Origin of the sequence: Gilvirhabdus luticola (assembly GCF_040117515.1) — a bacterium.
GTDB classification, from domain to species: Bacteria; Bacteroidota; Bacteroidia; order Flavobacteriales; family Flavobacteriaceae; genus Gilvirhabdus; species Gilvirhabdus luticola.
This window is the reverse complement of record NZ_JBEEEN010000003.1, coordinates 23,013-48,035: the sequence shown is the minus strand read 5'-3', so window position 1 is coordinate 48,035 and position 25,023 is coordinate 23,013. Positions and strand designations below refer to the sequence as shown.

Genomic DNA, 25,023 nt, shown 5'->3' with positions numbered 1-25,023 from the left:
ATTGAATAATAATTTACTTATTTTATTAAATTAAAAAAACATGAGTTACCTCATGTTTTTCATAGCTTGCATCATAGCTCTTCCTTTTCCTCCTTGCATCATTTTCATCATTTTGCTCATTTGATTGAATTGCTTCAATAATTGATTAACTTCCTGTACAGAAGTACCAGAACCCTTTCCAATTCTCTTTTTTCTACTGGCATCAATAATTGAAGGGTTTGTTCTTTCTTTGAGTGTCATGGAGTGAATTATAGCTTCAATGCCTTTAAATGCATCATCATCTATATCTACATCTTTCATCATTTTGCCAGCTCCAGGAATCATTCCAACAAGGTCTTTCATATTACCCATTTTTTTGATCTGTTGTATTTGTTTCAAGAAATCATCAAACCCAAATTGGTTTTTGGCAATCTTCTTTTGAAGTTTTCGCGCTTCCTGTTCATCAAACTGTTCTTGAGCTCTTTCAACTAAAGAAACAACGTCACCCATGCCAAGAATCCGATCTGCCATACGAGATGGATAAAAAACATCTATGGCATCCATCTTTTCTCCTGTACCAATAAATTTGATTGGTTTATTAACTACAGATTTAATTGATAATGCCGCTCCACCTCTTGTATCACCATCTAATTTTGTAAGGATAACACCATCAAAATTTAAAATATCGTTAAATGCTTTTGCTGTATTAACTGCATCTTGACCTGTCATTGAATCTACAACAAACAAGGTTTCTTGTGGTTGAATGGCTTTATGAATATTAGAAATTTCGGTCATCATGACCTCATCTACTGCCAATCGCCCAGCTGTATCTACAATAACAACATTGAATCCATTTGATTTTGCATGAGCAATGGCTGCCTTTGCAATGGACACAGGATCATTATTGGCTTTATCACTAAAAACCTCTACATCTATTTGTTCTCCAACAATATGCAATTGGTCAATTGCAGCTGGACGATACACATCACAAGCTACCAATAAAGGTTTTTTTGTTTTTTTGTTTTTTAAGTAGTTAGCTAGTTTTCCAGAAAAAGTTGTCTTACCAGAACCTTGTAAACCAGACATTAATACGATGCTAGGATTTCCTGAAAGATTAATCCCTTCTGCATCTCCACCCATTAATTTGGTTAACTCGTCCTTAACGAGTTTTATCATTAATTGTCCTGGCTGTAAAGAAGTTAATACATTCTGACCTAAAGCTTTTTCCTTAACAGTATTTGTAAACTCTTTTGCTATTTTAAAGTTAACGTCTGCATCAAGCAATGCTCGTCTTACTTCCTTTAAGGTCTCGGCAACATTTACTTCTGTAATGCTACCATGTCCTTTTAAAACATGTAAGGCTTTATCTAACTTTTCACTTAAACTATTAAACATAATCTACTTCTAATTTTAAGAAGTGCAAATTTAACGATTTGTTGTTTATAAATGAAGTATATATTTATAAAAAGCCTAAAGAAAAAAGCTGCCAAAACTTTCGTCCTGACAGCTTTATAGTAAAGGGTAACTAACCAACTTATAATTAACCTCAAAGATATGAAGCCCTTTACTAACCAACCATAACACTAAACGCTATAAGGTTTTCTCAAGTACTAATTTTCTTTCTATTAAACCAGTACTGCTCAAATCATGTAATTCAATTCTAGTTTCTGAAATTTCTACAATTTTCCATCTGTGGTTAAACTCACTAAACCCAGAGTCCAGTCCGAAATTCAATCCAAGATAAAGACCTTCGTTTCTATATGCTAACCAAGCACCATAATCTACAACTTGCTCATTTGGGTTTAGAATTTTAAGTCCACCATTAGCAAAGAAATCAATACTGAACATTGAATACTGATCTGTTAAAATATCATTCTCAATTTGGTATAAGGCGAAGTTCCACAATCCATCTATTAATATGTCATTAATATAAAGAATATCTCCATCATTATCTGGACAGTGTCTTCTTAACAACATTTCACTATTGTTGTTTACTAACACTACTTTCTCCTCATTTATAACTCTAATTAACCAATATAAGTTAAGTTCAGGACGATTATCAAAACTCATTTGTAAAGCTAAACCTGCAGATGTGGACAAAATATCCCAAGTACCTGTAATGAACTCTCCATTAACTCTTAACTTAACGACGCCATCACTTTCAAATTTAAGCGGTGTACCAATGTATTCTTGATCATGGTCATTATTATCAATGTAAATTCTAGCTATTCTCCAGATACATTCTTGTAAAATGGCTTCTACTTGTTCTGGTGTTGGCTCATGTGCAACATCACAATTTTTACGTAAAATTATTCTATTTCCTCCTTCTGTGTATAGCTTGATTTTTCCTGGTTCTATTTCGTAAACAAACCATTGTAACGTAAAATCTACCAAAGTGTCAAACTCTAAAGTAATTTTCGGACCATGATCTGTCATTACGGTGCTCCACTCTCCAGTAAGCATATCACCATTTCTAGCTCTTACTTTTACGACACCATTTTCGAAAAAGAACATTACATATTCTCTATACTCATTGGCTAAATCAGAATTATTTCTTCTCAAATCATGAACAACCCAAGGACAAGATACTAATAGACTGTTTAGACGCTCTATGGTAAAATCATCATCATTATAATCATTATCATCATCTTCATCACAAATATGTCTTGCTTCTAAAATTACTCTGGCTAATTCAAAATAGGTATGTACTTCAATTGTAGAACCATCTGCATAAATCATAGTAACAGGAAAGTTCAAGCTCACTAATACTCCTGCTTCTAGGTTATGAATAAATCTGTACAACTGCGTGTCATTTTCGACTGTAATTACATCGATAACCTGAAAATTAGGATCGTAAACTGAAAATGAAATAGGATATTTAAAATCTATACATTCAATATCATCATCTTCTTCATCTGTACTATTATCTCTTAAAGCATCAAGTTCAGTACGGCTATTAACAACAACTTCTGAATGATCACGTAAAGTAACAGTTACAGGGTAAACTATTTCTAGACTATCATCATCATCTTCAAAAGCATCAAAATTTGCTTCAATTTTATTGTAATCTTCAACTGAAGCTACAACAATCTGTTCCCCATTGGCAATAACAGTAACAGGCAATTTTAAAGACAGTTCATTTGCGCCATCAATAATATTGTCTTTAGAGCCATCATATGTGGCAACTTTAGACATTAATTCGGCAACCTCAGAATCGGCTTCGAAAACTTGTTCTTCGTTAGTTTCAGTAATTTCCATGACTTCATCTTGGCAAGACGAAAACATTAGTAAGGCAAAAAAAGGTAAAACAAAAAGTAGTTTAAAATTCGTTTTCATAATGTAGGTTTTTAAATTAGACATAGCATTTTTTGGTAATAGAACAGCATAACAATTAAAATTCCTACCCTAACGATTTAATTTTTTTAAATTAGCACAACCTTATGTCCTGAATAAATGAGTAAACAACTATATGATAATGTATGTGAAGAACATCTGTTTTCTTCTATTTTTAATAAGTATTCTAAAGACCTACACGATTTTTTATACTATAAGTTTGGAGAACACCTAAACCCTAAAGACAAGGTGCAAGAAGCATTTGTAAAACTTTGGCAAAATTGTAGTAAAGTAACTCCAGACAAAGCCAAAAGTTTTGTTTTTACCACAGCCAACAATTTGATGTTAAATGAATATGCGCATCAAAAAGTGGTATTAAAATATGCTAAAACAAAGCCTAAAACTTATACAAATGAAAATCCTGAATTTTTAATGCAGGAAAATGAGTACATGCAAAAGCTTCAAAAAGCTCTTTCAAATTTAACAGAAGCACAACGGACAGCTTTTTTAATGAACAGAGTTGAAGGAAAACGCTTCAAGGAAATTGCATCTATTTTAGACATTTCGACCAAAGCTGTTGAAAAGCGAATTTATGGTGCATTAAAAAAGTTAAGAGAAGAAATTAAAGAAATTTAAAATAAGGGGTAGGAAAAAAAACAAGTAACCTGTTATATAGTTGAATTAAAGAAAATGGAACGAGAAAATTTAATAAAGAAATGGTTAGATAATGAGTTAAATTCGCATGAACTTAAAGCATTTAAAAAGCTTGAAGATTATGACGAATTAACATCATTAGATTTTAATCTTCAGCACTTTAAAGCTGATGATTATGATACTTCTATTGAATTAAATAAGCTCAAAGTTACTGTAAAAGCAACTGAAAGTAATAAATCCAAAACCGTTTGGCTTAAACCATTGTTTAGGGTTGCTGCAATTTTAGCCATTTGCTTTAGTGTTTACTTTTATACAACAACATTAGATACAACAGTTAAAACATTGGCATCAGAAAAAACATCGATTGAGCTTCCAGATGCATCCAATGTTTCTTTAAATGCCGAATCGTTTATTGTATTCAACAAGAAAAAATGGGATGAATCAAGGGATGTTCAACTTGAAGGAGAAGCCTTCTTTAAAGTTGCCAAAGGTTCTACATTTAATGTCATTACAGAAACTGGAACAGTAACTGTATTTGGTACAGAATTCAACGTAAAACAACGAGACAATTATTTTGAAGTTATTTGCTACGAAGGGTTAGTTGGTGTTACTTATAAATCTCAACAAACTAAACTATCTCCTGGAGACAGTTTTTTAATTATTGATGGGAAATTAATTGCTAAAGAAAAAGAAATAAGTACAACACCTTCGTGGCTTAATAATGAAAGTCAATTTGAAAGTTTACCTTACAATCTAGTCATAGCAGAATTTGAGAGACAATATAACGTCAAAATAAATTCTGAAACTATTGATACAGATCAATTATTTACTGGTGGTTTCTCACATAATAATATTGATGTTGCTTTAAAATCAATTACATTACCTTTACATATAACTTATAGTAAAACAAATAATACTATAACTTTAAAACGTGAATAGTAAAGGAATTATTTATCTTTTTATTTCTTTATTTTTTCTGAATTTCACAAGCATAATTGCCCAAACAGTTCAAGAAGAAAAGCAGCCTCTTGCCGTTATCCTAAAAGACCTTGAAACAAATTACAACATTAGTTTTTCCTATGCAGATGAAACCGTACAAGATAAATTAGTTGTTTTACCAAGTCCAGATTTAACACTTCAAGAGCTTTTAAATTATCTTAAAACATCTACACAACTAGAGTTCGAATTATTAGATAACCGTTTTGTGGTTATAAGGACAATTAATTTGCAAACAAGCTCTCCTAATACTGTGGAACATTTGCCTGAAATTTTTATTACTAATTATCTTACTACTGGTATCACAAAAACAAAAACAGGAGCGATTAATATTAAAACTGAATCTTTTGGGATTCTTCCTGGATTAATAGAACCTGATATTTTACAAACAGTTCAAGCACTTCCAGGCATTTTGAGTGTTGATGAAACAGTTTCAAATATTAATGTTAGAGGTGGAACACACGACCAAAATCTTATTCTTTTGGATGGCATTAAAATGTACCAATCAGGTCATTTTTTCGGATTGATTTCTGCTTATAATCCTTATCTAACAGAACAGGTAAATATTTATAAAAATGGAACAAGTGCTCAATTTGGTGATGGAGTTTCGAGCATTATAGATATGCAATTATCAAACACTATAAATGATACTTTTAGCGCTGGTATTGGACTAAATTTGATTAATGTTGATGGTTTTGCAAAAATTCCGATTTCAAAAAAATTAGAGTTACAAGTATCCACAAGAAGATCACTTACTGACCTAGTTATCACACCAACCTATGATCAATATTTTAAACGTATTTTTCAGGATTCTGATTTAACAAATAATCAATCCAATGATAATAATGCCATCTCAAAAAATGAGCGCTTTTATTTTTACGATGTCATGACCAAACTACTGTATGATATTTCTGAAAAAGATAAATTACGCTTCAATTTTTTAAACATATATAATAATTTAGATTATGAAGAGCAGTCTAGAGTTAATGATGTAGATGAAGCTTTAAACAGTAAACTAACGCAACATAATCTGGCGGCAGGCATTTCGTATACCAGAGATTGGAACAACAAAATTTCAACTAATGCTCAAGTCTATCTGTCAAATTATGATTTGGACGCGACCAATTTTGACATCCTCAATAATCAACGTTTAATTCAAGAGAATGAGGTCTATGATACAGCTATTAAATTGGATTTTGATTATACGTTTTCAAATTACTTTAAATTAAAAAGTGGTTATCAGTTTTTTGAAACTGGAATAAGTAACCTAGAAGATGTTAACAACCCAGAATTTAGAAGCTACATCAAAGAAGTAACAAGAAGTCATTCTGTGTTTTCTGAAATTGAATTCATATCAGAGAACAGAAATACTCACTTGAAATTTGGTGGAAGATTGAATCAAATTAAAAAACTTGATAAGACTTTAATAGAACCTCGATTAAGTTTTAACCAACGTTTTCTTGACTTTTTTAGATTTGAATTACTTGGCGAATTTAAAAGCCAGACCACTTCTCAAATTATCGACTTACAAAACGATTTTCTTGGTGTCGAAAAACGTCGTTGGGTTTTGTCAAACAATAAAGATGAACTAGACACTGCCAATGGTGAAACACATATTCCCATAATTAAAAGTAAGCAGATATCCGGTGGCATTCATTTTAATAAAAACAAACTTTTAGTCAGTGCAGAGGCCTATATTAAAGATGTAAAAGGTATTACTGCTAGAAGTCAAGGGTTTCAAAACCAATATCAGTTTGTTAATGCTAATGGCGGATATTTAGTCAGAGGTGTAGATTTTTTAATAAACAAACAATTTACAAAGTTCAGTTCATGGTTTAGCTATTCATACAGTAAGAATGATTATACTTTTGAAGAGTTAAACAATGGTGAATCTTTCCCTAATAATGTGGACATAAGACATAGTTTAACTTTTGCTGGAACTTACAATTACAATAATTTTAAATTAGCTCTTGGATTAAATTGGCATTCGGGAAAACCTTTTACAACTCCAGAAGTTGGTAATGAAGTATCCAATGGTAATATTAATTATAACAGCCCAAATAATGCAAATCTTGATGACTATTTACGTTTAGATAGTTCTGCAACCTATACATTTCATTTCAACGATAAAACAAGAGCCATTGTAGGTGCTTCGCTATGGAATATTTTAAACAAAAAAAATGTTACTAATACCTATTATACAATTAATAGTGATGAAGAAATAACCAAAGTAGAAAACCTTTCCCTTGGTATAACCCCAAATGTTAGTTTAAGACTTCATTTTTAAAATTAAAAAGATGTTTTGTATTTTTAAAAAATGCAAGACCGGTTTTTACAAGCAGCAATAAATGAAGCTAAAAAAGGATATGCCGAAGGAGGTATTCCAATAGGCTCTGTGCTTGTTTACCAAGATAAAATTATTGGTCGTGGACATAATAGACGTGTTCAAAACGGTAGTGCCATTTTACATGGCGAAATGGATGCAATTGAAAATGCTGGTAGATTAAAAGCAACCGTTTATAAAGAATCTACACTATATACAACATTATCTCCTTGTTCTATGTGTTCTGGCACTATTCTACTCTATGGAATTCCAAAAGTGATTATAGGTGAAAACAAAACGTTTTTGGGTGAAGAAGATCTTTTAAAATCAAAAGGAGTTCAAGTTAAAGTGGTCAATAATTCTGAATGTTTTGAACTCATGACAAAATTCATACAGGAAAAACCTGAATTATGGAATGAAGACATAGGTGAATAATTTAATTTCCTTGTTAAAAATACTTATATTTAACAGTCTCATTCTGTTTTGAATTTCTCCTCGCTTACTAACTCCAACCACAATGAAAAACATTTTATTCTTTTCAATTGCCTTTATTTTATTTCTAGGATGTAAAGAAGCTACAAACTCTTCTAAAGCAAAAGTTATAGAAAATTGCACATATTGGGATTTTACAGATCGTGATGATCAATTTACAGGTGGAATTAAAATGATTCCAATAGAAACTCCAAAAGGCACTTTTAATGTTTGGACGAAAAGAATAGGTAACAATCCAACCATGAAAGTATTACTACTTCATGGTGGCCCAGGTTTTTCTCATGAGCTCTTTGAAAGTTTTGATGGTTACTTGCCACAAGAGAACATTGAATATTATTATTATGACCAATTAGGTTCTTATTATAGCGACCAACCCAATGATCTTTCTCTTTGGGATCTAGATCGTTTTGTAGAAGAAGTTGAACAAGTAAGAGTTGCTTTAGGATTGCATAAAGACAATTTCTATTTATATGGACAATCTTGGGGCGGAATATTATGTATGCAATATGCACTGAAATACCAAGATAACATTAAAGGATTAATTATTTCTAACATGGTTGCTTCAATAGCTGATTACATGAAATATTCTGATGAAGTTTTGGCTCCTCAACTTCCTCCTGAAGTATTAGAAGAAATCATGATATATGAAAATAAAGAAGATTATCAAAATAAACGTTATTTAGACTTAATAGTTGAGCATTATTATAGTAAACATATTTTAAGAATACCCATGGAACAATGGCCTAATTCAATAAACAGATCCTTTGCTCATGTAAATTACGATGTTTATGTCACTATGCAAGGTCCAAGCGAATTTGGTGTAAAAGGTGATGCCACTTTAAAAGATTGGGATGTAAAAGACCAGTTACATAAGATTACAGTTCCTACATTAACTATTGGTGCGGAATATGATACCATGGATCCAAAACATATGGAATGGATTTCTACAGAAGTACAAAATGGTCGTTATCTGCATTGCCCAAACGGAAGCCACTTATCACAATATGATGACCAAGAACATTTCTTTCCTGGATTGATAAAATTCATCATAGATGTTGACAGTGGTGCTTTTTAAGAATTAATCCTCATTTACGTTCAAATAAGAATATCCCATTTGGTCTAGAGTAATTAATGCTGTTTTCGCAGACACAGCAATTTCAATTTGGGAAGCAAGATTTTCACTTGGAACATTAAAAAATCCAAGCAATTGTCCACAAACATAGAAATGAACACCTAAATCTTTAAGAGTACTAATAAGCTCTGTATTAGGATTATCAATACCGTATTTTGCCTGGTAACTTTCGTCATTCAATAAAGGATCCATATTAAAACTATGATAAACCATGGCCAATTGTAATTTGTCTTCTGGAACACCATTAGCAATATTAAGGTTATAGATTCTTGCCACTTCGCTTAATGGTTTATACACCTGTGTAGAATCCTTCATTTTATCATATGCATCGATTACTATTTTATAATCAATAGATGCATCGTAATGTAATGCGTTACTGTCAATATCTAAAACACCTACCATAGGATGCACATCAATTACTGGGTATTTTATTTTTCCTTTTAAATGTTGTGGAAGACTGTCTTGAGCATAGGTGTAAAAAAAAGTAGAAGCGGTAAAACAAAGAAATAATATTATTTTCATAAAAGTATTTATGTGTTAGTTAGATTTCTAATTTAATTAAAATAATGCAAAAAGACTATCTTTGTAACATGCAGTTTTTTAAAACTTTACATAAATGGATTCTAACATTCTTGCTATTTGTAACTATTTCTGGTTTTTCAGAGGTTTCTACTTATGAAGCAAATTTTAATAATCCTCAAACAGAACTTGTTGTTTTTAATTCTTTCGATGAAGATACCACAGCGAAATATTCTGGCGTAAACCTTTTCAAATCACAGCAAGTAACAGTAAACCATTATACTGTTTTTAGTTTTGAAAGCTTGCTGAACATGTGTCATTTAAGCTTCAGACTAGCCCTTAAAACCCAAAAGCAAAAAACCTTCCAGTTTCTGGATACTAACAGTATTTTAAAGCAAAATCTTATTGCTTACAAAAACACTATTCCTACACACACTTCTTTTGTAAAATAATTCGAAACTCTTTGTCAAGAGTTTAGCAAATTCCATTTTTCACTTTAATCCTATGTTGTATCTATCAGGATTCACATACATGAATTTAATTAATGAAAACATTCAAAAGAACGTTTAAGCTAGTCGCTTTGATACTCATTATAGCATTAGCATCAGTTTTGCCAATACCAATCACATTTTACAGAAAAGATAATTTACCCAAATATCTAATTGAACAATTAGATACTAGAGATGATGACAATGAAGATGATGATATTAAAGAGGTGTTTTGAATCTTTGTTTTTATCAAAAAAATAGTTGAATTTTGTTTTTCGACTACTTGAAAAAATATAAACCTGTTAGTATAGAATTCTAAACTACTTCTAATTGATGAAAATCAAATTATCTCTACTTCTGTACATCATACTATTTTTATTGACTGTTTCTTGTAAGCAAAAAGAAAAACCCTTTAAAATAGCATTTGGATCTTGTGCAAGTCAAGACCAACCATTACCAATTTTTAATACAATAGTTGCTCATAATCCTGATATATTTGTTTTTTTAGGCGATAATATTTACGGAGACACGAAAGATATGGATACATTAAGATTAAAATATAATCAGCTAGCTGAAAAATCATCTTATCAAAATTTAAAGGAAAATGCAGAAATAATTGCTACTTGGGATGATCATGATTTTGGATGGAATGATTCAGGAAAATATTATGAATTTAAAGAAGAATCAAAAGAAATATTTCTCGATTTTTTTGAGGAACCTAAAAACAGCATTCGCAGAACACATCAAGGGATTTATCATTCATACGAGTACAAACATCAAGGCAAAATCATACAAGTTATCTTACTGGATGTAAGGACATTTAGAGACAATTTAAAAACAAATGAAGGAGAATTTGAAGAGGATTCAAGATACTTCTATGAGCTAGAATATGCACCACATCCTGTCTCGGAAAATCCTACATTGTTAGGAAGTGAGCAGTGGAAATGGCTTAGAAGTCAATTAGAAAAGCCTGCCGATGTCCGCATCATTGGCTCGGGAACACAATTTGGGATTGAATTTAACGGATATGAAGCTTGGGCTAATTTCCCAAATGAGCAAGAAAGACTTTTAGATTTAATTATTAAAACAAAAGCCAATGGGGTTTTATTCATTTCTGGAGATGTCCACTATGCAGAAATTTCTAAATTGAAAACCCCTAACCTCTATCCTATATATGATATTACATCGAGTGGTCTATCTTCTACTTGGTATTTTGCTGCACCAAACAAGAATAGAATTGAAGGGCCAATCATGGAGAATCATTTTGGATTGCTCACTATTGATTTTGACAATTCGGTGCCTAATGTAAAAGCTGAAATTTGGGATATAGAAGATAATCAAAGGATTGAATATACTATTCCACTTAACGAACTGAACTTTGATAAATAATAAGCGCTTGAATGTATAGCAAAATCACATACGTTCTGGCACTTGTATACCTAAAACGCTAAAGCCGTTTTTAATAATGATTGCCACAGTTTTAGAGAGTTGTACTCGAAACACTTTTTCGGTTTCGGTTTCTGCCCCAAGTATAGAAACATTTTGGTAGAACGAGTTGAATTCTTTTACTAAATCGTAGGTGTAATTGGCTATTAATGCAGGACTGTGTTCTTCTGCTGCATATTGTATAATCTCAGGGAACAACTGTATTTGTTTTAAAAGTTCTTTTTCCTTCTCATGAAGTTTAATTTCTTCTGCATTCAAAACGTTTAGATAATCAAAGTAAGCTTTACGTAAAATAGATTGTATCCTCGCATAAGTATATTGAATGAATGGTCCCGTATTACCCTGAAAATCGATAGATTCTTTAGGATCGAACAAAATGCGTTTTTTAGGATCAACTTTTAAAATGTAATATTTTAAAGCACCCAAACCTATCATTCTATACAATTCTTCTTTTTCAGTTTCTGTATAACCATCCAACTTGCCCAATTCTTCAGAGATATCTCTGGCAGTTTCTGTCATTTCATGAATTAAGTCGTCGGCATCAACCACAGTTCCTTCTCTACTTTTCATTTTTCCACTGGGCAAATCTACCATACCATAACTTAAATGGTATAGATTCTTTGCCCAATCAAAACCTAATTTTTTCAAGATCAAGAACAAGACTTTAAAATGGTAATCCTGCTCATTACCTACAGTATATACCATACCACCAGCATCTCGATGATCCTTAATACGCTGAATGGCTGTGCCGATATCTTGTGTCATGTAAACTGCAGTACCGTCTGCTCGAAGCACAATTTTTTCATCCAAACCATCATCGGTCAAATCGCACCAAACCGAGCCATCTTCTTTCTTAAAAAAGACACCTCTTTTTAAACCTTCGGCTACAAATTCTTTACCTAAAAGATAGGTTTCACTTTCATAATAATAGCTGTTAAAATCAACACCTAGATTTTTATAGGTTTCTTCAAAACCTTTATAAACCCAGCTATTCATAGTTTTCCATAATGCAACCACATCTTCGTCTCCAGCTTCCCATTTTTGAAGCATTTTTTGAGCTTCTAACAGTATAGGTGCATTTTTTTTAGCTTCTTCATTATTATAACCTTTTGCAACTAAAGTCTCTATTTCTTTTTTGTATTCCTGATCAAATTTTACATAGTAAATTCCAACCAGTTTATCCCCTTTTAAACCTGTACTTTCAGGTGTTTCTCCGTTACCAAAACGTTGCCAAGCCAACATACTTTTACAAATATGAATACCACGATCGTTAATAATTTGAGTTTTATATACTGGTGTTCCAGAAGCCTTTAAGATTTCTGCAACACTATAGCCTAACAAATTATTTCTGATATGACCTAAATGAAGTGGCTTGTTAGTATTAGGTGAAGAATATTCTACAATGACGGCTTTAGTTTCTGGTTTTGGAGATACAAAACCATAGTTGGTTTTATTAACAATTCCATTAAAAAATTGAATATAGTACTGATCGCTAATTTCAATATTTAAAAAACCTTTTACAACATTAAATCCTTTTACTTCATTAACATGCTTAAGTAGGTAATCACCAATGGTTTCACCTATCTGAACTGGATTACCTTTTACAAACCTTAGCATTGGGAAAATAACTACTGTAATATCTCCAGAAAACTCTTTTCGAGTTGATTGAAATTCAACCAATTCTAACTCTACATCGTAAATTGATTTTACAGCTTTTTTTACTTGAACAGATAATACTTCTTGAAGGTTCATTTAAGGAATTCATTTTAAATGGCAAAGATAAAATTTTATTGAGGATAAAATCTATTAAATTATCTATAATGAAAAATGATAGTTTTTGAGAATAATCAATGTTTTTCGACAAAATACCTCATTTACAAAGAATTAAATAATTGATCGGACAATGTGTTAAAGAAACATGTATTTGGTCGGTAAAAATGTTGTTTCCCTTTAATATATACACTTCATCGATACCGATTTTTTCTAAAAAAAATTTAATCTCCTTTCATCTAATTTTTTAGCAGTAAAACGCAGAAATTAGCTTTTTAGACTGCTTTTTTTAACTTTTGTCTAGTAATGCTATTAATCTCCCTCAATTTCTAGAGTTATGAATAACTAACTATTAAGAGATTACAACCTATTAAAACACTTAATTACTTATAAATGCCTCATATAAGAAGTGTAAATGACGGTTGTAATTTATAAGCGTGTATGAGAAAGATAATTACTATAATTTCTTTTCTGTCTGTTTTCATTAGTCTCTCTCAAACTAAAGAGGTAGACAGTCTTACCATACAATTAGCTTTTCAAAACGCAGATACTTCTAAAGTAAAAACATCTGTAGAACTCATTAAAGCATTATATAAATTAGAAGATTATAGTAAAGCATTAAAATTTATTTCTGAAACCGAAAAACTATCCAATAGTCTAAACTACAAACAAGGGAATGCGGAAGTTTTATACTTCAAGGCTCTGATTTATACCACCAACAATGATTATATCAACGCTATTGATAATTACTCAAAATCTAAAGCTCTTTTTGCTGAATTAAACGACACCCTTGGTATAGCCAAAGTGAACAACCAAATTGGTTTGATTGAAATACAAAGAGGTAATTACAATAAAGGTTTACAATACTCACTTGCAGCAATTAATGAGCTTGAAAAAAGAGGTTTAAGAGATGAGCTCGTTTCTGCCTATTCAAATTTGGCTTCAGCTTATAGAAATATTAACTTATACAATAAGGCTATAGAATTTAACCTTAAGGCACTCAACTTACAGCAGCGATTAAATGATACGGATGGTATTATTAGGTCTTCAATAAATTTGGGAGAATTATATTCTCGTGAAAAGGAAAACCGAAAAGCTATAGAGTATTTTGAAAATGTATTGTCTATCATAGATCAAGATAATGATTCCTTAAAAGGTATTATATTACCTAAACTAGGCGGAGAATACTTACAGTTTAAAGATTATGATAAATCTGCACTGTATTTAATTCAAGGTTTGCAACTTAATAGAAAAACCAATAATGAAAATGGTCTACTCATCTCACTTAATAATTTAGGTAAACTTAATTTTGAACGTGGTTTTTATAATACTGCAGAGGCGCAACTTTTGGAAGCAAAAAATATTGCAAAATCTAGAAATAATGATACAGAACTTTTAGCAAACTACAAGTTTTTAAAATCTTTGGATTCTACCCGAAGGAATTTTGCACGAGCCTATGTTTGGCAAAGAGAGTACTATGAATTACAGAATAGTATTAACAAACAAAGAAATATTACCACAGACAATATTCATTCTATTGAGCCCTTTGAGGAAGATTTAATAAGTGATGATTCAATTGTTGTAAATCCAGTCATGGCTAAAGCTGAAACTTTGGCTTTTCAACAAAGAATTAAAACTCAAACATATTTCATTTATGCTCTAATTGGTGCTTTTATTATTGCACTAATTTTATTGATTGTTAACTACTTAAAGAAGTCTGAAAACATTAAGCACCTTCGAGAACTTGAAGAAGAAAATCAAAAAAGTAAGTTACAGAATGAGGCAGTTACAGAGCAAGTTAAACACCTAGAAGACATAAATAGAGTGAAAGACAAATTATTCTCAATTGTTTCTCATGATCTAAAAGATTCGTTAACCTCAATAAAAGGCTTTATAGATTTGTTAAGCGATGGCGATATTTCTGAAGAAGAATTTGATAAATTAATTCCAGAATTAAGCGATAATGCCAATAATGCAACCATGTTGCTGTTTAATTTACTAAACTGGTCTAAATCTCAAATGCAATCTCTTGAGGCCAATCCAAGCTTGTTTGATGTACAAGAAATCTTTCAAGACAAAATCAATCTCATTGAGCAACGCTTAGATAACAAAGGAATAAAACTCATTGATCGTTCGCTTAAAGATTTTGCTTATGCAGATAGAAGTATGATAGAAATCGTGATTCAGAATTTACTCACCAACGCTGTTAAATTTTCCCAAGCAGGAGATATTATTACCATTTCAAATCATATAAGTAATGGTAGTAGCGTAATAAGTGTATCTGATACAGGTGTTGGTATATCTGAAGAAAATATAGGAAAGCTATTCAAAAGCCATTCCTTCACAACTACTGGAACCAAAAATGAGAAAGGTACTGGTCTTGGTTTATCAATTTGTAAAGAATTGGTAGAACTTAATAAAGGTAAAATTTGGGTAGAAAGTACAGAAGGTGTTGGTAGTACTTTCTACGTACAATTACCAAAATCTAAATCTTCAGTGGTTAATTAGTTTTTTGGTAAAAAGACCTCTGCCAACATACACCTTGCACTTCCACCTCCACAAGTTTCAATGGTGTCTAAAGGACTATACAAAATATTACCGTGTACTTTAAGTCTTTCAATTTGAGAATTGGTCAATGAATTATAAGCCGCCTGACTCATAACAATATAGGAAGCATCATTTTTGCCTTTGAGCTGAAGCATATTTCCAGCAAAATTGTTCATCTGGTCTTCAGAAATATCAATAATCTCTTTACCATCTTCCTTTAAATTCTTTACCACATTATTACGCTCTTTTTTATCGTCTATTGTAGACAAGCAAACAACAGCAAATGTATTGCCTATACACATCATAACATTAGTATGATAAATTGGCAATCGTTTACCATCAACCGTTTGATAAGCCGTAAATAAGATTGGTGTATATTCGAAATCTTCACAAAATTCTATACACAGATCTTCATCTGCTCTTGGCGACAAAGCACAATATGCTTTTTGGTTAATTCCATCCAAACATAAACTTCCTGTAGCTTCAAGAAATATATTTTCCTCTTCAGCACTAGTATAATCAACTATATTTTTGATTAAAAAACCATGCTCTTCAAGAATATCAAAAATATCTTCACGTCGTTCTTGTCTTCTGTTTTCAGCAAACATAGGATAAATCGCGACAGTACCATCATCATGGAAAGACACCCAATTATTTGGGAAAACTGAATCTGGTGTATCTGTTTCCAAACGATCGTCAACCACAATAACAGTGATACCTACCGAACGTAATTTGGAAACAAACTCATCAAATTCTTTTTGTGCACGTTCATTGATCTCTTTGTTTTTAAGATGCAAATCTTCCTGAAAATAATTATTTACAGCAGTTTGCTCGTTCATCCTAAAATTCACAGGACGAATCATTAAAACAGTGTTGGTAACTTGTTTCATCTAACAGCTTTTAAAAGTACAATATTAGTTCTTTTTGATTTGAAACCATTTGACTTTCTTAAAAAAATAGTCATGCTCATTCAGCCTTTATTTTATATAATTATACTTGATTTGTAACATAATTATAGCAAACAATACTAATTTAAGTAAATGACGCTTTCAACACATATATTGGCATTATTAATTGGATTGGTTTATCCAACTTATTTATACATCATATATAAGAAAACCAATAACCAGATAAAAAAAGATGATTATGATAGATTGAAAGATTATAAACAAACCATTTTTATTTTTTGGCTACAAACATGTTTGATTATAGTTAATTTGTTTATTGATAAATCTGAACAACTTAATTTCTTTCCTACCTTTAATACTTTCGGCATCATTATGTCTATATTAATCCTGGTCTTTATTGGATTACAGATTTATACATCGAAGATACCAACAATCGAAAAAGCCCAATCAGTAATAGAAAGAATGAAAGGAAACTATTACTATCTTCCTAAATCCAAGCAAGAGTTTATTTGGTTTAATTTTCTTTCATTAAGTGCTGGAATTTGTGAGGAAATTATCTTTAGACTTTTTATGTTTTCATATTTCCTTGAAAATACAAATCTGATTTTGGCATTTGCACTGACCAATATAATTTTCGCTTTAACACATATAAGCAGTACTAAAGAAAATATAATTGGGGCATTTATTCTAGGATTACTATTTACAGCCATATATTATTTTTCAAACAATATATGGTTAGCTATAATATTACATATTGCTATTGATGTTAGTATTGGATATATGGGATATTATGCTTATAAGCTAAAGAAAGACAACAACTAAAACATCGATTAGTAATGAACTAAAAAATGTATAAGATTACTAGCTTTTTTTAAAAATATAATGTGATTTTTGTACTTCATAAAAAACTTCTATTGATAATAAAGGAATTTATCTAAACAAAAAAAATAAATTTAAAGAAGCCTGTACTTTTTGCTTTCAGTTTACTTTAGAATTTTTGATACGAAACTCAAATTTGTATGCTCTAACAAGTTGTAAATTATATCGCTCAAATATCTAAATATGACTTACACATTTGCAGAATCCCAAAGCAGCATTCATTCTGTAACCAAATGGTTAATTGAATAACATTATAATTCTAATGGAGAACCTACCTCAACAATTACTGGATTGGGGTTCTAGAAATTTTAAATCAAAAATATTCGATTTCTGCTTGGCAAATGTTATTTTAATCTCTTATCAATGGCATAGTAGAACAACGTAATAAACCTTCTTGTTTAGCAACTTCTGCATAAGGTATTTCTTCAACAGTAAAGCCTTGTTCTCTTAACCAAGCATTCAAACGAGTAAAGTTTCTTTCTGAAATAATAACATCTTCAGAAATGGAGAAAATATTACTGTTCATGTTGTACATTTCTTCTTTGGTAATTTCGAATATATTTCCTTTACCAAAGAAATCAACAAGCCAGTTGTATTCATTTTCTATTAAAAAGCCATTTTTATGGATTATAGCTTTGTCTTTTCCAATAGGTTGAAAACAACAGTCTAAATGCAACGCATTATTATATGGATCAGTATTTGATTTTCGTAACTCAAAAGCCTTAACAGTTTTATTTGGAAATAATTCTTGTATAGCTATTACTGCATCCATATTGGTTCTTGCAGTGATATAGTCAGCATAGTCTTCTCCAGAATAGGTTCCGATGAAGATATGATCGTTCCAAGGCATGACGTCACCGCCTTCTACATGACATTCTTCTGGTAGTATAATTCTATTTTTACTTTCAATCTGATTCCAAACATAACGTATGGCCTCAATTTCTCTATCTCTATCTGGTAAAATATTTGCTTTAATTACTTTATCATCAATTACAAATGCAATATCACGCGAAAATATCTGATTACAATTCTCTATGACTTCAGGTCTGTATACAGCAACTCCATACTTAATAAAAACATCAAGAGCTGCTTTCATCTCAACAATTAAGTCTTCTTCCTTTGGATAAGTTCCATTTAAAACATGTAATCTGCTTTTTGGGTCATAACAATCTTCAACCTTTGGTACTGGACCATTACTCTTTGCAGTGCCTAGAATGACAGCTCTTAATCGGGAGGTTTCGTTCTTAATGTTCAGTTTTAACATACTCTAGCTATAAAAAAAGCTTCATATAAATATGAAGCCTTAAGATATAAAAATGTTTCTTATCGATTTTTTACTGTTTTAAAAACCCTATGATTTTGTCCAATATAAAGTTGTCTTGGTCTTCCAATAGGTTCATTTCTTAAACGCATTTCACGATATTGCGCTATCCATCCTGGTAATCTGCCCAATGCAAACATAACCGTAAACATATCGGTTGGAATACCCATAGCTCTATAAATAATACCTGAATAAAAATCAACATTCGGATATAATTTTCGCTTAACAAAATAATCATCGCTTAAGGCTTCTCGCTCCAGACCTTTAGCAATATCTAAAATAGGATCTTCTATACCTAAATCATTGAGAACTTCATCAGCTGCAGCTTTAATTATCTTGGCTCGTGGATCGAAATTTTTATATACTCTATGACCAAAGCCCATTAATCGAAATGGATCATTTTTATCTTTTGCTTTTGCCATGTATTTTTTAGTATCTCCTCCATCTGCCTGTATAGCTTCCAGCATCTCAAGAACAGCTTGATTTGCTCCGCCATGAAGTGGTCCCCAAAGTGCCGAAATTCCTGCAGAGATAGAGGCAAACAATCCAGCATGAGAAGAACCAACAATTCTTACAGTAGATGTTGAGCAATTTTGTTCGTGATCTGCATGTAAGATTAAAAGTTTATCTAAAGCATTGACAATTATTGGATTTTGCACATATTCTTGATTTGGCTGTTTGAACATCATTTTTAAAACATTCTCAACATATCCTAAACTATTGTCGCCATAGTCAAGAGGTAAACCTTGTATTTTACGAAGTGCCCAAGCAACCAATACCGGGAATTTACCCATAATTTTAACTACAGAATTGTACATGTCTTGTTCAGAACTGACATTAACTATAGACGGATTAAAAGCAGTCAATGCACTTGTAAGCGATGACAAAACACCCATTGGATGAGCCGATTTCGGAAATGCATCTACAATTTTTCTAACATCATCATCAACTACAGATTTAGATTTAATATCAGTGTAGAATTTATCCAATTGTGCTTTTGTAGGTAACTCTCCGAAAATTAATAAAAAAGCAACTTCAAGAAAATCTGCTTTTTCAGCCAAATCTTCTATGGCATATCCTCTATATCGTAAAATACCTTTTTCACCATCAAGAAATGTAATGCCACTTTCACAAGAACCTGTATTTTTATATCCTGCATCTAGAGTTATTAGTCCAGTGCTACTTCGCAAAGAACTAATGTCTACAGCGACTTCATTTTCGGTTCCATTTAATAAAGGAAATTCGTGTGTGTTACCATTAATATTTAAGGTGGCTTTATCTGACATATTATATAAATGTTTGTTTAATTTTGCAAACTACTAATTTACGAAATATCTTATGATTAATAAAGGAACAAATCAAAGGTTTTCGCAATTTTATTATTGAAAAAATTGATATTTAAAATGAATAAAGTCTTAAAATTATTTCTTGTTGTTATAATTTCAAATAACTGTTATAGTCAAGTAATTAATGTTGAGTCTATGAGAAGAAAATCAGATTCTTCAAAATGGTCCGGAACAGTTAGTCTAAATGTTTCTCTCATAAAAAACCAGAACGACATTTTTAGAATATCGACAAAAGCACATATACAATACAAAAATGAAAAAAATCTATGGCTTTTTATTAATGATTTGAGTTTTCAGCAATTAGACAAAAGCTCATTTGAAAATAATGGAACTCAACATTTAAGGTATAATCGAGTATTAACGCCCAGAATAAAAATGGAAGCCTTTTTACAATCTCAATATGATGCTATTGCTCAAATTGATTTTAGAGGTCTCATAGGTTTAGGGCCTAGATTTAAGCTTAATAACAACGACAATTATAAGTTTTATTTAGGAACACTAGTTATGTACGAACATGAAAAAGCATCAGAAGTTGAAGCACAAAGAATTACAAAAGATTTTAGAGGAAGTTCTTATCTGTCCTTTAGCTTATATCCAATAGAAACTATTAGCATTATAAGTACAAGCTATTACCAACCTCTATTAAAAGATTTTGACGATTATAGATTTTCTAGTGAAATAACCTTGCTTATTACTATCTATGAACAACTTGCCTTTAAAACAACATTTACATATAATTATGATGCAGTTCCAGTAACAGATGTTTCCAAAACAAGATATGAGCTAACTAATGGACTTTTATATAGCTTTTAGTTTATTAAATAAAATATTAATTAATGTGCTGAATGAGATAATTCTTCTTTTGATTGAACCATTTCTTCAAGCATATTAGTTGTAATAGATTTTGGTCTTTCCAATGGGTAACCTAAAGCTCTATCCCAAATTATATTTGAAAGCACACCAATTGATCTTCCTATAGCGAATAATACAGTATAAAAATCATATTGGGTTACTCCATAATGCCATTGTACAACTCCTGATTGTGCATCTACATTTGGCCAAGGATTTTTTGCTTTACCATGCTCTTTCAAAATATCAGGAACAACATTATAGAGTGCATCAACATACTTAAATATATTGTCATTTGGTAAATGCTTTAAGCAAAATTCTCTCTGAACCGTATATCGTGGATCAGTTTTACGTAAAACGGCATGACCGTAACCAGGGATAACTTGACCACTATTCAATGTTTTCCATACATAGGCTTTCAACTCATCTTTTGAAGGTAATTTTCCATGTGTTAGGTCAATCAACCCTTGTAACCATCTAAGAACTTCCTGATTTGCTAAACCGTGTAATGGACCTGCTAAACCATTTATCATTGCAGAAGTTGCATAATATACATCAGACAATGAACTGGCCACTAAATGTCCAGTATGTGCACTTACGTTACCACTTTCATGATCAGCATGAATAATAAAATACATTCGAGATACATCGTCATATGGTTTGTCTTTCCCCATCATATATGCAAAGTTAGCACCAAAATCTAATGATGGATCAGGGTAACGATGTCCTCTTTCAGGATGGTATAACTTATTATAGATATAAGCACCAATGAGTGGCATTTTTGCTAGCAGATTGGTTGCGTCTTCATATGTAGAATTCCAATAATCCTTTTTATTCATGCCTTGTTTGTACTTAATATTGAAATGTGACTCGCGTTCCAAACTCATAACAGCTGCCGATAATATTGCCATTGGATGGCTTTCACTAGGAAATGAATCTATAACATCCCATACATAACGAGGTACAATACGCCTATTATTAAAGTCAATAATCAAATCTTCAACTTCATTTTGAGCAGGAATTTCGCCTGTTAATAACAAATAATATAGCCCTTCGACATATGGCATTTCAGCTCCTTTAGCTTTAGGCAATTTTTTCAATACTTCTTGCAAAGTATAACCTCTATATCTAATCCCTTCATATGGATCTAAATAAGAAATGTCTGTTATTAGGCTTTTAATACCTCTCATCCCTCCTATTACTTGTTCAACTGTAACTTTAGCAATGACCTTGTCCCCATAATCTTTTAACAACTTTGTTGTTCTTGGACGATGTTCTATTATTTTTTTATGTAATTTTTCTTTTAAGGTACTCATGACATAAAAATTAAATTAATGTTTTAAAAAATCCATATAATTTAATTCAATAAAAAATAAATAAATATGATATTTATCATTAATTAAAGAAAGAGCCAAAATTATTATATAATTTTGGCTCTTTCTATTTTAAACAGTTTGAACTTTATCTTAAATTTTGAATGCTTTTCTTTTAGGGTAATATGCAATATTACCTAATTCTTCTTCTATTCTTAATAACTGGTTATATTTAGCCATTCGGTCACTTCTTGAAGCTGAACCTGTTTTAATTTGTCCTGTATTTAAAGCAACTGACAGATCTGCAATGGTATTGTCTTCTGTTTCACCTGAACGATGTGACATTACAGATGTATAACCTGCATTATGTGCCATGTTAACAGCTGCAATAGTTTCAGTGAGAGTACCTATTTGATTTACTTTTATAAGAATTGAGTTTGCTATACCGTTTTCAATTCCGTGAGATAAACGTTCAACATTGGTTACAAAAAGATCGTCACCAACTAGTTGTACTTTATCACCAATTTTTTCGGTTAAATATTTCCAACCTTCCCAATCATTTTCATCCATACCATCTTCAATAGAGATAATTGGATATTTTGATACTAATTCTGCTAAATAATCTGCTTGCTCTTTGGAATTTCTTACAACACCACTATCCCCTTCAAATTTAGTATAATCATATTTACCATCAATATAAAATTCTGCCGATGCACAATCTAAAGCAAGCATCACATCATCTCCTAATTTATAACCAGCTTTATCAACAGCTTTAGCCACAGTATCCAAAGCATCTTCCGTACCTTCAAAAGTTGGTGCAAAGCCACCTTCATCTCCAACAGCAGTACTTAAGCCTCGATCATGTAATACTTTTTTAAGATTATGGAAAATTTCTGTTCCCATTTGCATAGCGTGTGTAAAGTTTTTAGCTTTTACCGGCATAATCATAAATTCCTGAAATGCGATTGGAGCATCACTATGAGAACCGCCGTTTACAATATTCATCATGGGAACTGGAAGTGTATTTGCTGATACACCTCCAACATATCTGTACAATGGTAAATTTAATTCGTTGGCCGCAGCTTTTGCAACTGCTAAAGAAACTCCCAAAATTGCATTAGCACCAAATTTAGATTTGTTTGGTGTTCCATCCAAATCTATCATTAATTGATCTATCTGATTTTGCTCAAAAACCGATATTCCTAATAATTCTTCAGCTATTATTGAATTAACATTTTTTACAGCTTTCATTACTCCTTTTCCCATATAATCGCTACCACCATCTCGCAGCTCAACAGCTTCATGTTCTCCAGTTGATGCTCCAGAAGGCACAGCTGCTCTTCCTAAAACACCATTTTCTGTTATAACGTCTACTTCAACTGTTGGGTTTCCTCGCGAATCTAAAATTTGTCTTGCATGAATGTTAATTATAATGCTCATGTTTTATTATTTAGGTTAGTTAAATTTGAAATACAAATTTACAAAATAGTTGGCCTAATTTATAGCTGTATTTCTATTATTATACTTAATTTATACTATAATGTTTTCGTAACGAAAAAACCTCAAAAAAGTTTCTGTTTTTTTGAGGTTTCAATATTAATTACTTCTAATATTAGCGATAAACTCATCAAATAAGTATGATGAATCATGTGGTCCTGGACTTGCCTCGGGATGATACTGAACTGAAAAACAATTCTTGTTCTTCATTTTTATACCAGCAACGGTATTGTCATTTAAGTGTACATGCGTTATTTCTATATCGGGATGATTTTCAGTCTCTTCTCTGTTAATTGCAAATCCATGATTTTGTGATGTAATCTCTCCTTTTCCAGAAATTAAATTCTTAACAGGATGATTAATTCCTCTATGACCATGATGCATTTTGTATGTTGAAATACCATTTGCCAAAGCAATGATTTGATGCCCTAAACAAATTCCAAACAAAGGTAAGTTTCTTTTAATGACTTCTTTAGCCAACGATTGAGCTTCAACTAAAGGTTCTGGATCTCCTGGACCATTAGACAAGAAATAGCCATCTGGATTCCAGGCGTTCATTTCTTCAAAGGACGTATTATAAGGAAACACTTTAATATGAGCTCCACGTTTAGCAAGATTACGTAGAATATTCTTTTTTATCCCAATATCTAGAGCCGCTATTTTTAAAGATGCATTTTCATCACCGACGAAATAAGGTTCTTTAGTTGACACTTTTGAGGCCAATTCTAAACCAACCATATTTGGAACTTCAGCTAATTGTCTTTTCAGACTTTCAATATCATCAACCTCTGTTGAAATAACTGCATTCATTGCACCATTATCTCTAATATAGCTTACTAATGATCTTGTATCTACATCGGAAATTGCAATCAAATTATTCTTTTTTAGAAAATCTTGAAGCGAATTATCTGCTGCCGGACGTGAAAAATCATAACTAAAGTTTCTACAAATTAATCCAGAAATCTTTATAGAGTCTGATTCTACTTCTTCATTATTCGTTCCATAGTTTCCAATATGAGCATTGGTTGTAACCATTAACTGGCCATAATAGGATGGATCAGTAAAAATCTCTTGATAGCCTGTCATTCCTGTATTGAAACAAACTTCTCCGAAAGCCGTTCCAGATTTACCAACAGATTTACCATAGAAAATGGTTCCATCGGCAAGTAGTATTAATGCCTTATTTCTTTTTTGATATTTCATCTAATTCGTTAAAAAAGTTTCGCAAAAT

21 protein-coding genes are annotated in these 25,023 nt (G+C 31.4%); 11 read left to right on the top strand and 10 right to left on the bottom strand.

The window, feature by feature from the left end:
• Positions 1-45: 45 nt before the first annotated feature.
• On the bottom strand, positions 46-1,374 hold the full coding sequence (gene ffh / locus AAFP94_RS07285) for a signal recognition particle protein (protein WP_316661882.1): 1,329 nt from the start codon (positions 1,372-1,374) through the stop codon (positions 46-48).
• A 195-nt stretch (positions 1,375-1,569) separates the two neighbouring features.
• A complete protein-coding gene (locus AAFP94_RS07280) occupies positions 1,570-3,315 on the bottom strand; it encodes a hypothetical protein (protein WP_316661881.1) in 1,746 nt (581 codons plus the stop codon).
• 117 nt (positions 3,316-3,432) lie between these two features.
• Between AAFP94_RS07280 and AAFP94_RS07275 the strand changes: the two genes are divergently transcribed.
• From AAFP94_RS07275 to AAFP94_RS07255, 5 genes are all read left to right on the top strand, one after another.
• A complete protein-coding gene (locus AAFP94_RS07275) occupies positions 3,433-3,948 on the top strand; it encodes an RNA polymerase sigma factor (RefSeq protein ID WP_316661880.1) in 516 nt (171 codons plus the stop codon).
• A gap of 54 nt (positions 3,949-4,002) precedes the next feature.
• Complete coding sequence (locus AAFP94_RS07270) at positions 4,003-4,905, top strand: FecR family protein (protein WP_316661879.1); 903 nt, start codon at positions 4,003-4,005, stop codon at positions 4,903-4,905.
• Complete coding sequence (locus AAFP94_RS07265; RefSeq protein ID WP_316661878.1) at positions 4,898-7,249, top strand: TonB-dependent receptor plug domain-containing protein; 2,352 nt, start codon at positions 4,898-4,900, stop codon at positions 7,247-7,249. Before AAFP94_RS07270 ends, AAFP94_RS07265 begins: the two co-directional genes overlap by 8 nt.
• A gap of 30 nt (positions 7,250-7,279) precedes the next feature.
• Positions 7,280-7,720 (top strand): nucleoside deaminase, encoded by a 441-nt coding sequence (locus AAFP94_RS07260; RefSeq protein ID WP_316661877.1) that lies wholly within the window; start codon positions 7,280-7,282, stop codon positions 7,718-7,720.
• An 82-nt stretch (positions 7,721-7,802) separates the two neighbouring features.
• Complete coding sequence (locus AAFP94_RS07255; protein ID WP_316661876.1) at positions 7,803-8,852, top strand: proline iminopeptidase-family hydrolase; 1,050 nt, start codon at positions 7,803-7,805, stop codon at positions 8,850-8,852.
• A gap of 3 nt (positions 8,853-8,855) precedes the next feature.
• Here the strand turns inward: AAFP94_RS07255 and AAFP94_RS07250 are convergent, their stop codons facing one another.
• Entirely contained in the window at positions 8,856-9,431 is a 576-nt protein-coding gene (locus AAFP94_RS07250) for a DsrE family protein (protein WP_316661875.1), read from the bottom strand.
• A gap of 44 nt (positions 9,432-9,475) precedes the next feature.
• Between AAFP94_RS07250 and AAFP94_RS07245 the strand changes: the two genes are divergently transcribed.
• The 3 genes from AAFP94_RS07245 (at position 9,476) to AAFP94_RS07235 (ending at position 11,305) form a co-directional block, all read left to right on the top strand.
• Positions 9,476-9,880, top strand: a complete 405-nt coding sequence (locus AAFP94_RS07245) for a hypothetical protein (RefSeq protein WP_316661873.1) — start codon at positions 9,476-9,478, stop codon at positions 9,878-9,880.
• 92 nt (positions 9,881-9,972) lie between these two features.
• On the top strand, positions 9,973-10,152 hold the full coding sequence (locus AAFP94_RS07240) for a hypothetical protein (protein WP_316661872.1): 180 nt from the start codon (positions 9,973-9,975) through the stop codon (positions 10,150-10,152).
• 97 nt (positions 10,153-10,249) lie between these two features.
• Positions 10,250-11,305, top strand: coding sequence for an alkaline phosphatase D family protein (locus tag AAFP94_RS07235; RefSeq protein ID WP_316661870.1), 1,056 nt, complete (start codon positions 10,250-10,252; stop codon positions 11,303-11,305).
• A gap of 24 nt (positions 11,306-11,329) precedes the next feature.
• Here the strand turns inward: AAFP94_RS07235 and argS are convergent, their stop codons facing one another.
• Positions 11,330-13,114 carry an arginine--tRNA ligase gene (argS, locus tag AAFP94_RS07230; protein WP_316661869.1) on the bottom strand — a complete coding sequence of 595 codons (1,785 nt, stop codon included), beginning with the start codon at positions 13,112-13,114 and terminating at the stop codon, positions 11,330-11,332.
• Positions 13,115-13,573: 459 nt separating this feature from the next.
• Between argS and AAFP94_RS07225 the strand changes: the two genes are divergently transcribed.
• Entirely contained in the window at positions 13,574-15,640 is a 2,067-nt protein-coding gene (locus AAFP94_RS07225; RefSeq protein ID WP_316661868.1) for an ATP-binding protein, read from the top strand.
• Here the strand turns inward: AAFP94_RS07225 and ctlX are convergent.
• On the bottom strand, positions 15,637-16,569 hold the full coding sequence (ctlX, locus tag AAFP94_RS07220; RefSeq protein ID WP_316661867.1) for a citrulline utilization hydrolase CtlX: 933 nt from the start codon (positions 16,567-16,569) through the stop codon (positions 15,637-15,639). The genes AAFP94_RS07225 and ctlX overlap by 4 nt on opposite strands.
• A 150-nt stretch (positions 16,570-16,719) precedes the next feature.
• Here ctlX and AAFP94_RS07215 point away from each other — a divergent pair, with 150 nt between their 5' ends.
• Positions 16,720-17,409: a CPBP family intramembrane glutamic endopeptidase gene (locus AAFP94_RS07215; protein WP_316661866.1), complete on the top strand. Its 690-nt coding sequence runs from the start codon at positions 16,720-16,722 to the stop codon at positions 17,407-17,409.
• 406 nt (positions 17,410-17,815) lie between these two features.
• On the opposite strand, the gene AAFP94_RS07210 is transcribed toward AAFP94_RS07215, so the two are convergent.
• A complete protein-coding gene (locus tag AAFP94_RS07210) occupies positions 17,816-18,730 on the bottom strand; it encodes a dimethylarginine dimethylaminohydrolase family protein (RefSeq protein WP_316661865.1) in 915 nt (304 codons plus the stop codon).
• A 59-nt stretch (positions 18,731-18,789) separates the two neighbouring features.
• Positions 18,790-20,073, bottom strand: a complete 1,284-nt coding sequence (locus AAFP94_RS07205; protein WP_316661864.1) for a citrate synthase — start codon at positions 20,071-20,073, stop codon at positions 18,790-18,792.
• 117 nt (positions 20,074-20,190) lie between these two features.
• Here AAFP94_RS07205 and AAFP94_RS07200 point away from each other — a divergent pair, with 117 nt between their 5' ends.
• On the top strand, positions 20,191-20,946 hold the full coding sequence (locus tag AAFP94_RS07200; protein WP_316661863.1) for a DUF481 domain-containing protein: 756 nt from the start codon (positions 20,191-20,193) through the stop codon (positions 20,944-20,946).
• A gap of 20 nt (positions 20,947-20,966) precedes the next feature.
• On the opposite strand, the gene AAFP94_RS07195 is transcribed toward AAFP94_RS07200, so the two are convergent.
• From AAFP94_RS07195 to carA, 3 genes are all read right to left on the bottom strand, one after another.
• The gene (locus AAFP94_RS07195; protein ID WP_316661862.1) at positions 20,967-22,298 is read right to left on the bottom strand and encodes a citrate (Si)-synthase; all 1,332 of its coding nucleotides are present in this window, start codon (positions 22,296-22,298) and stop codon (positions 20,967-20,969) included.
• Positions 22,299-22,448: 150 nt separating this feature from the next.
• Entirely contained in the window at positions 22,449-23,735 is a 1,287-nt protein-coding gene (gene eno, locus AAFP94_RS07190) for a phosphopyruvate hydratase (protein ID WP_316661861.1), read from the bottom strand.
• Positions 23,736-23,891: 156 nt separating this feature from the next.
• The gene (gene carA, locus AAFP94_RS07185; protein WP_316661860.1) at positions 23,892-24,995 is read right to left on the bottom strand and encodes a glutamine-hydrolyzing carbamoyl-phosphate synthase small subunit; all 1,104 of its coding nucleotides are present in this window, start codon (positions 24,993-24,995) and stop codon (positions 23,892-23,894) included.
• Between the last annotated feature and the right edge of the window lie 28 nt (positions 24,996-25,023).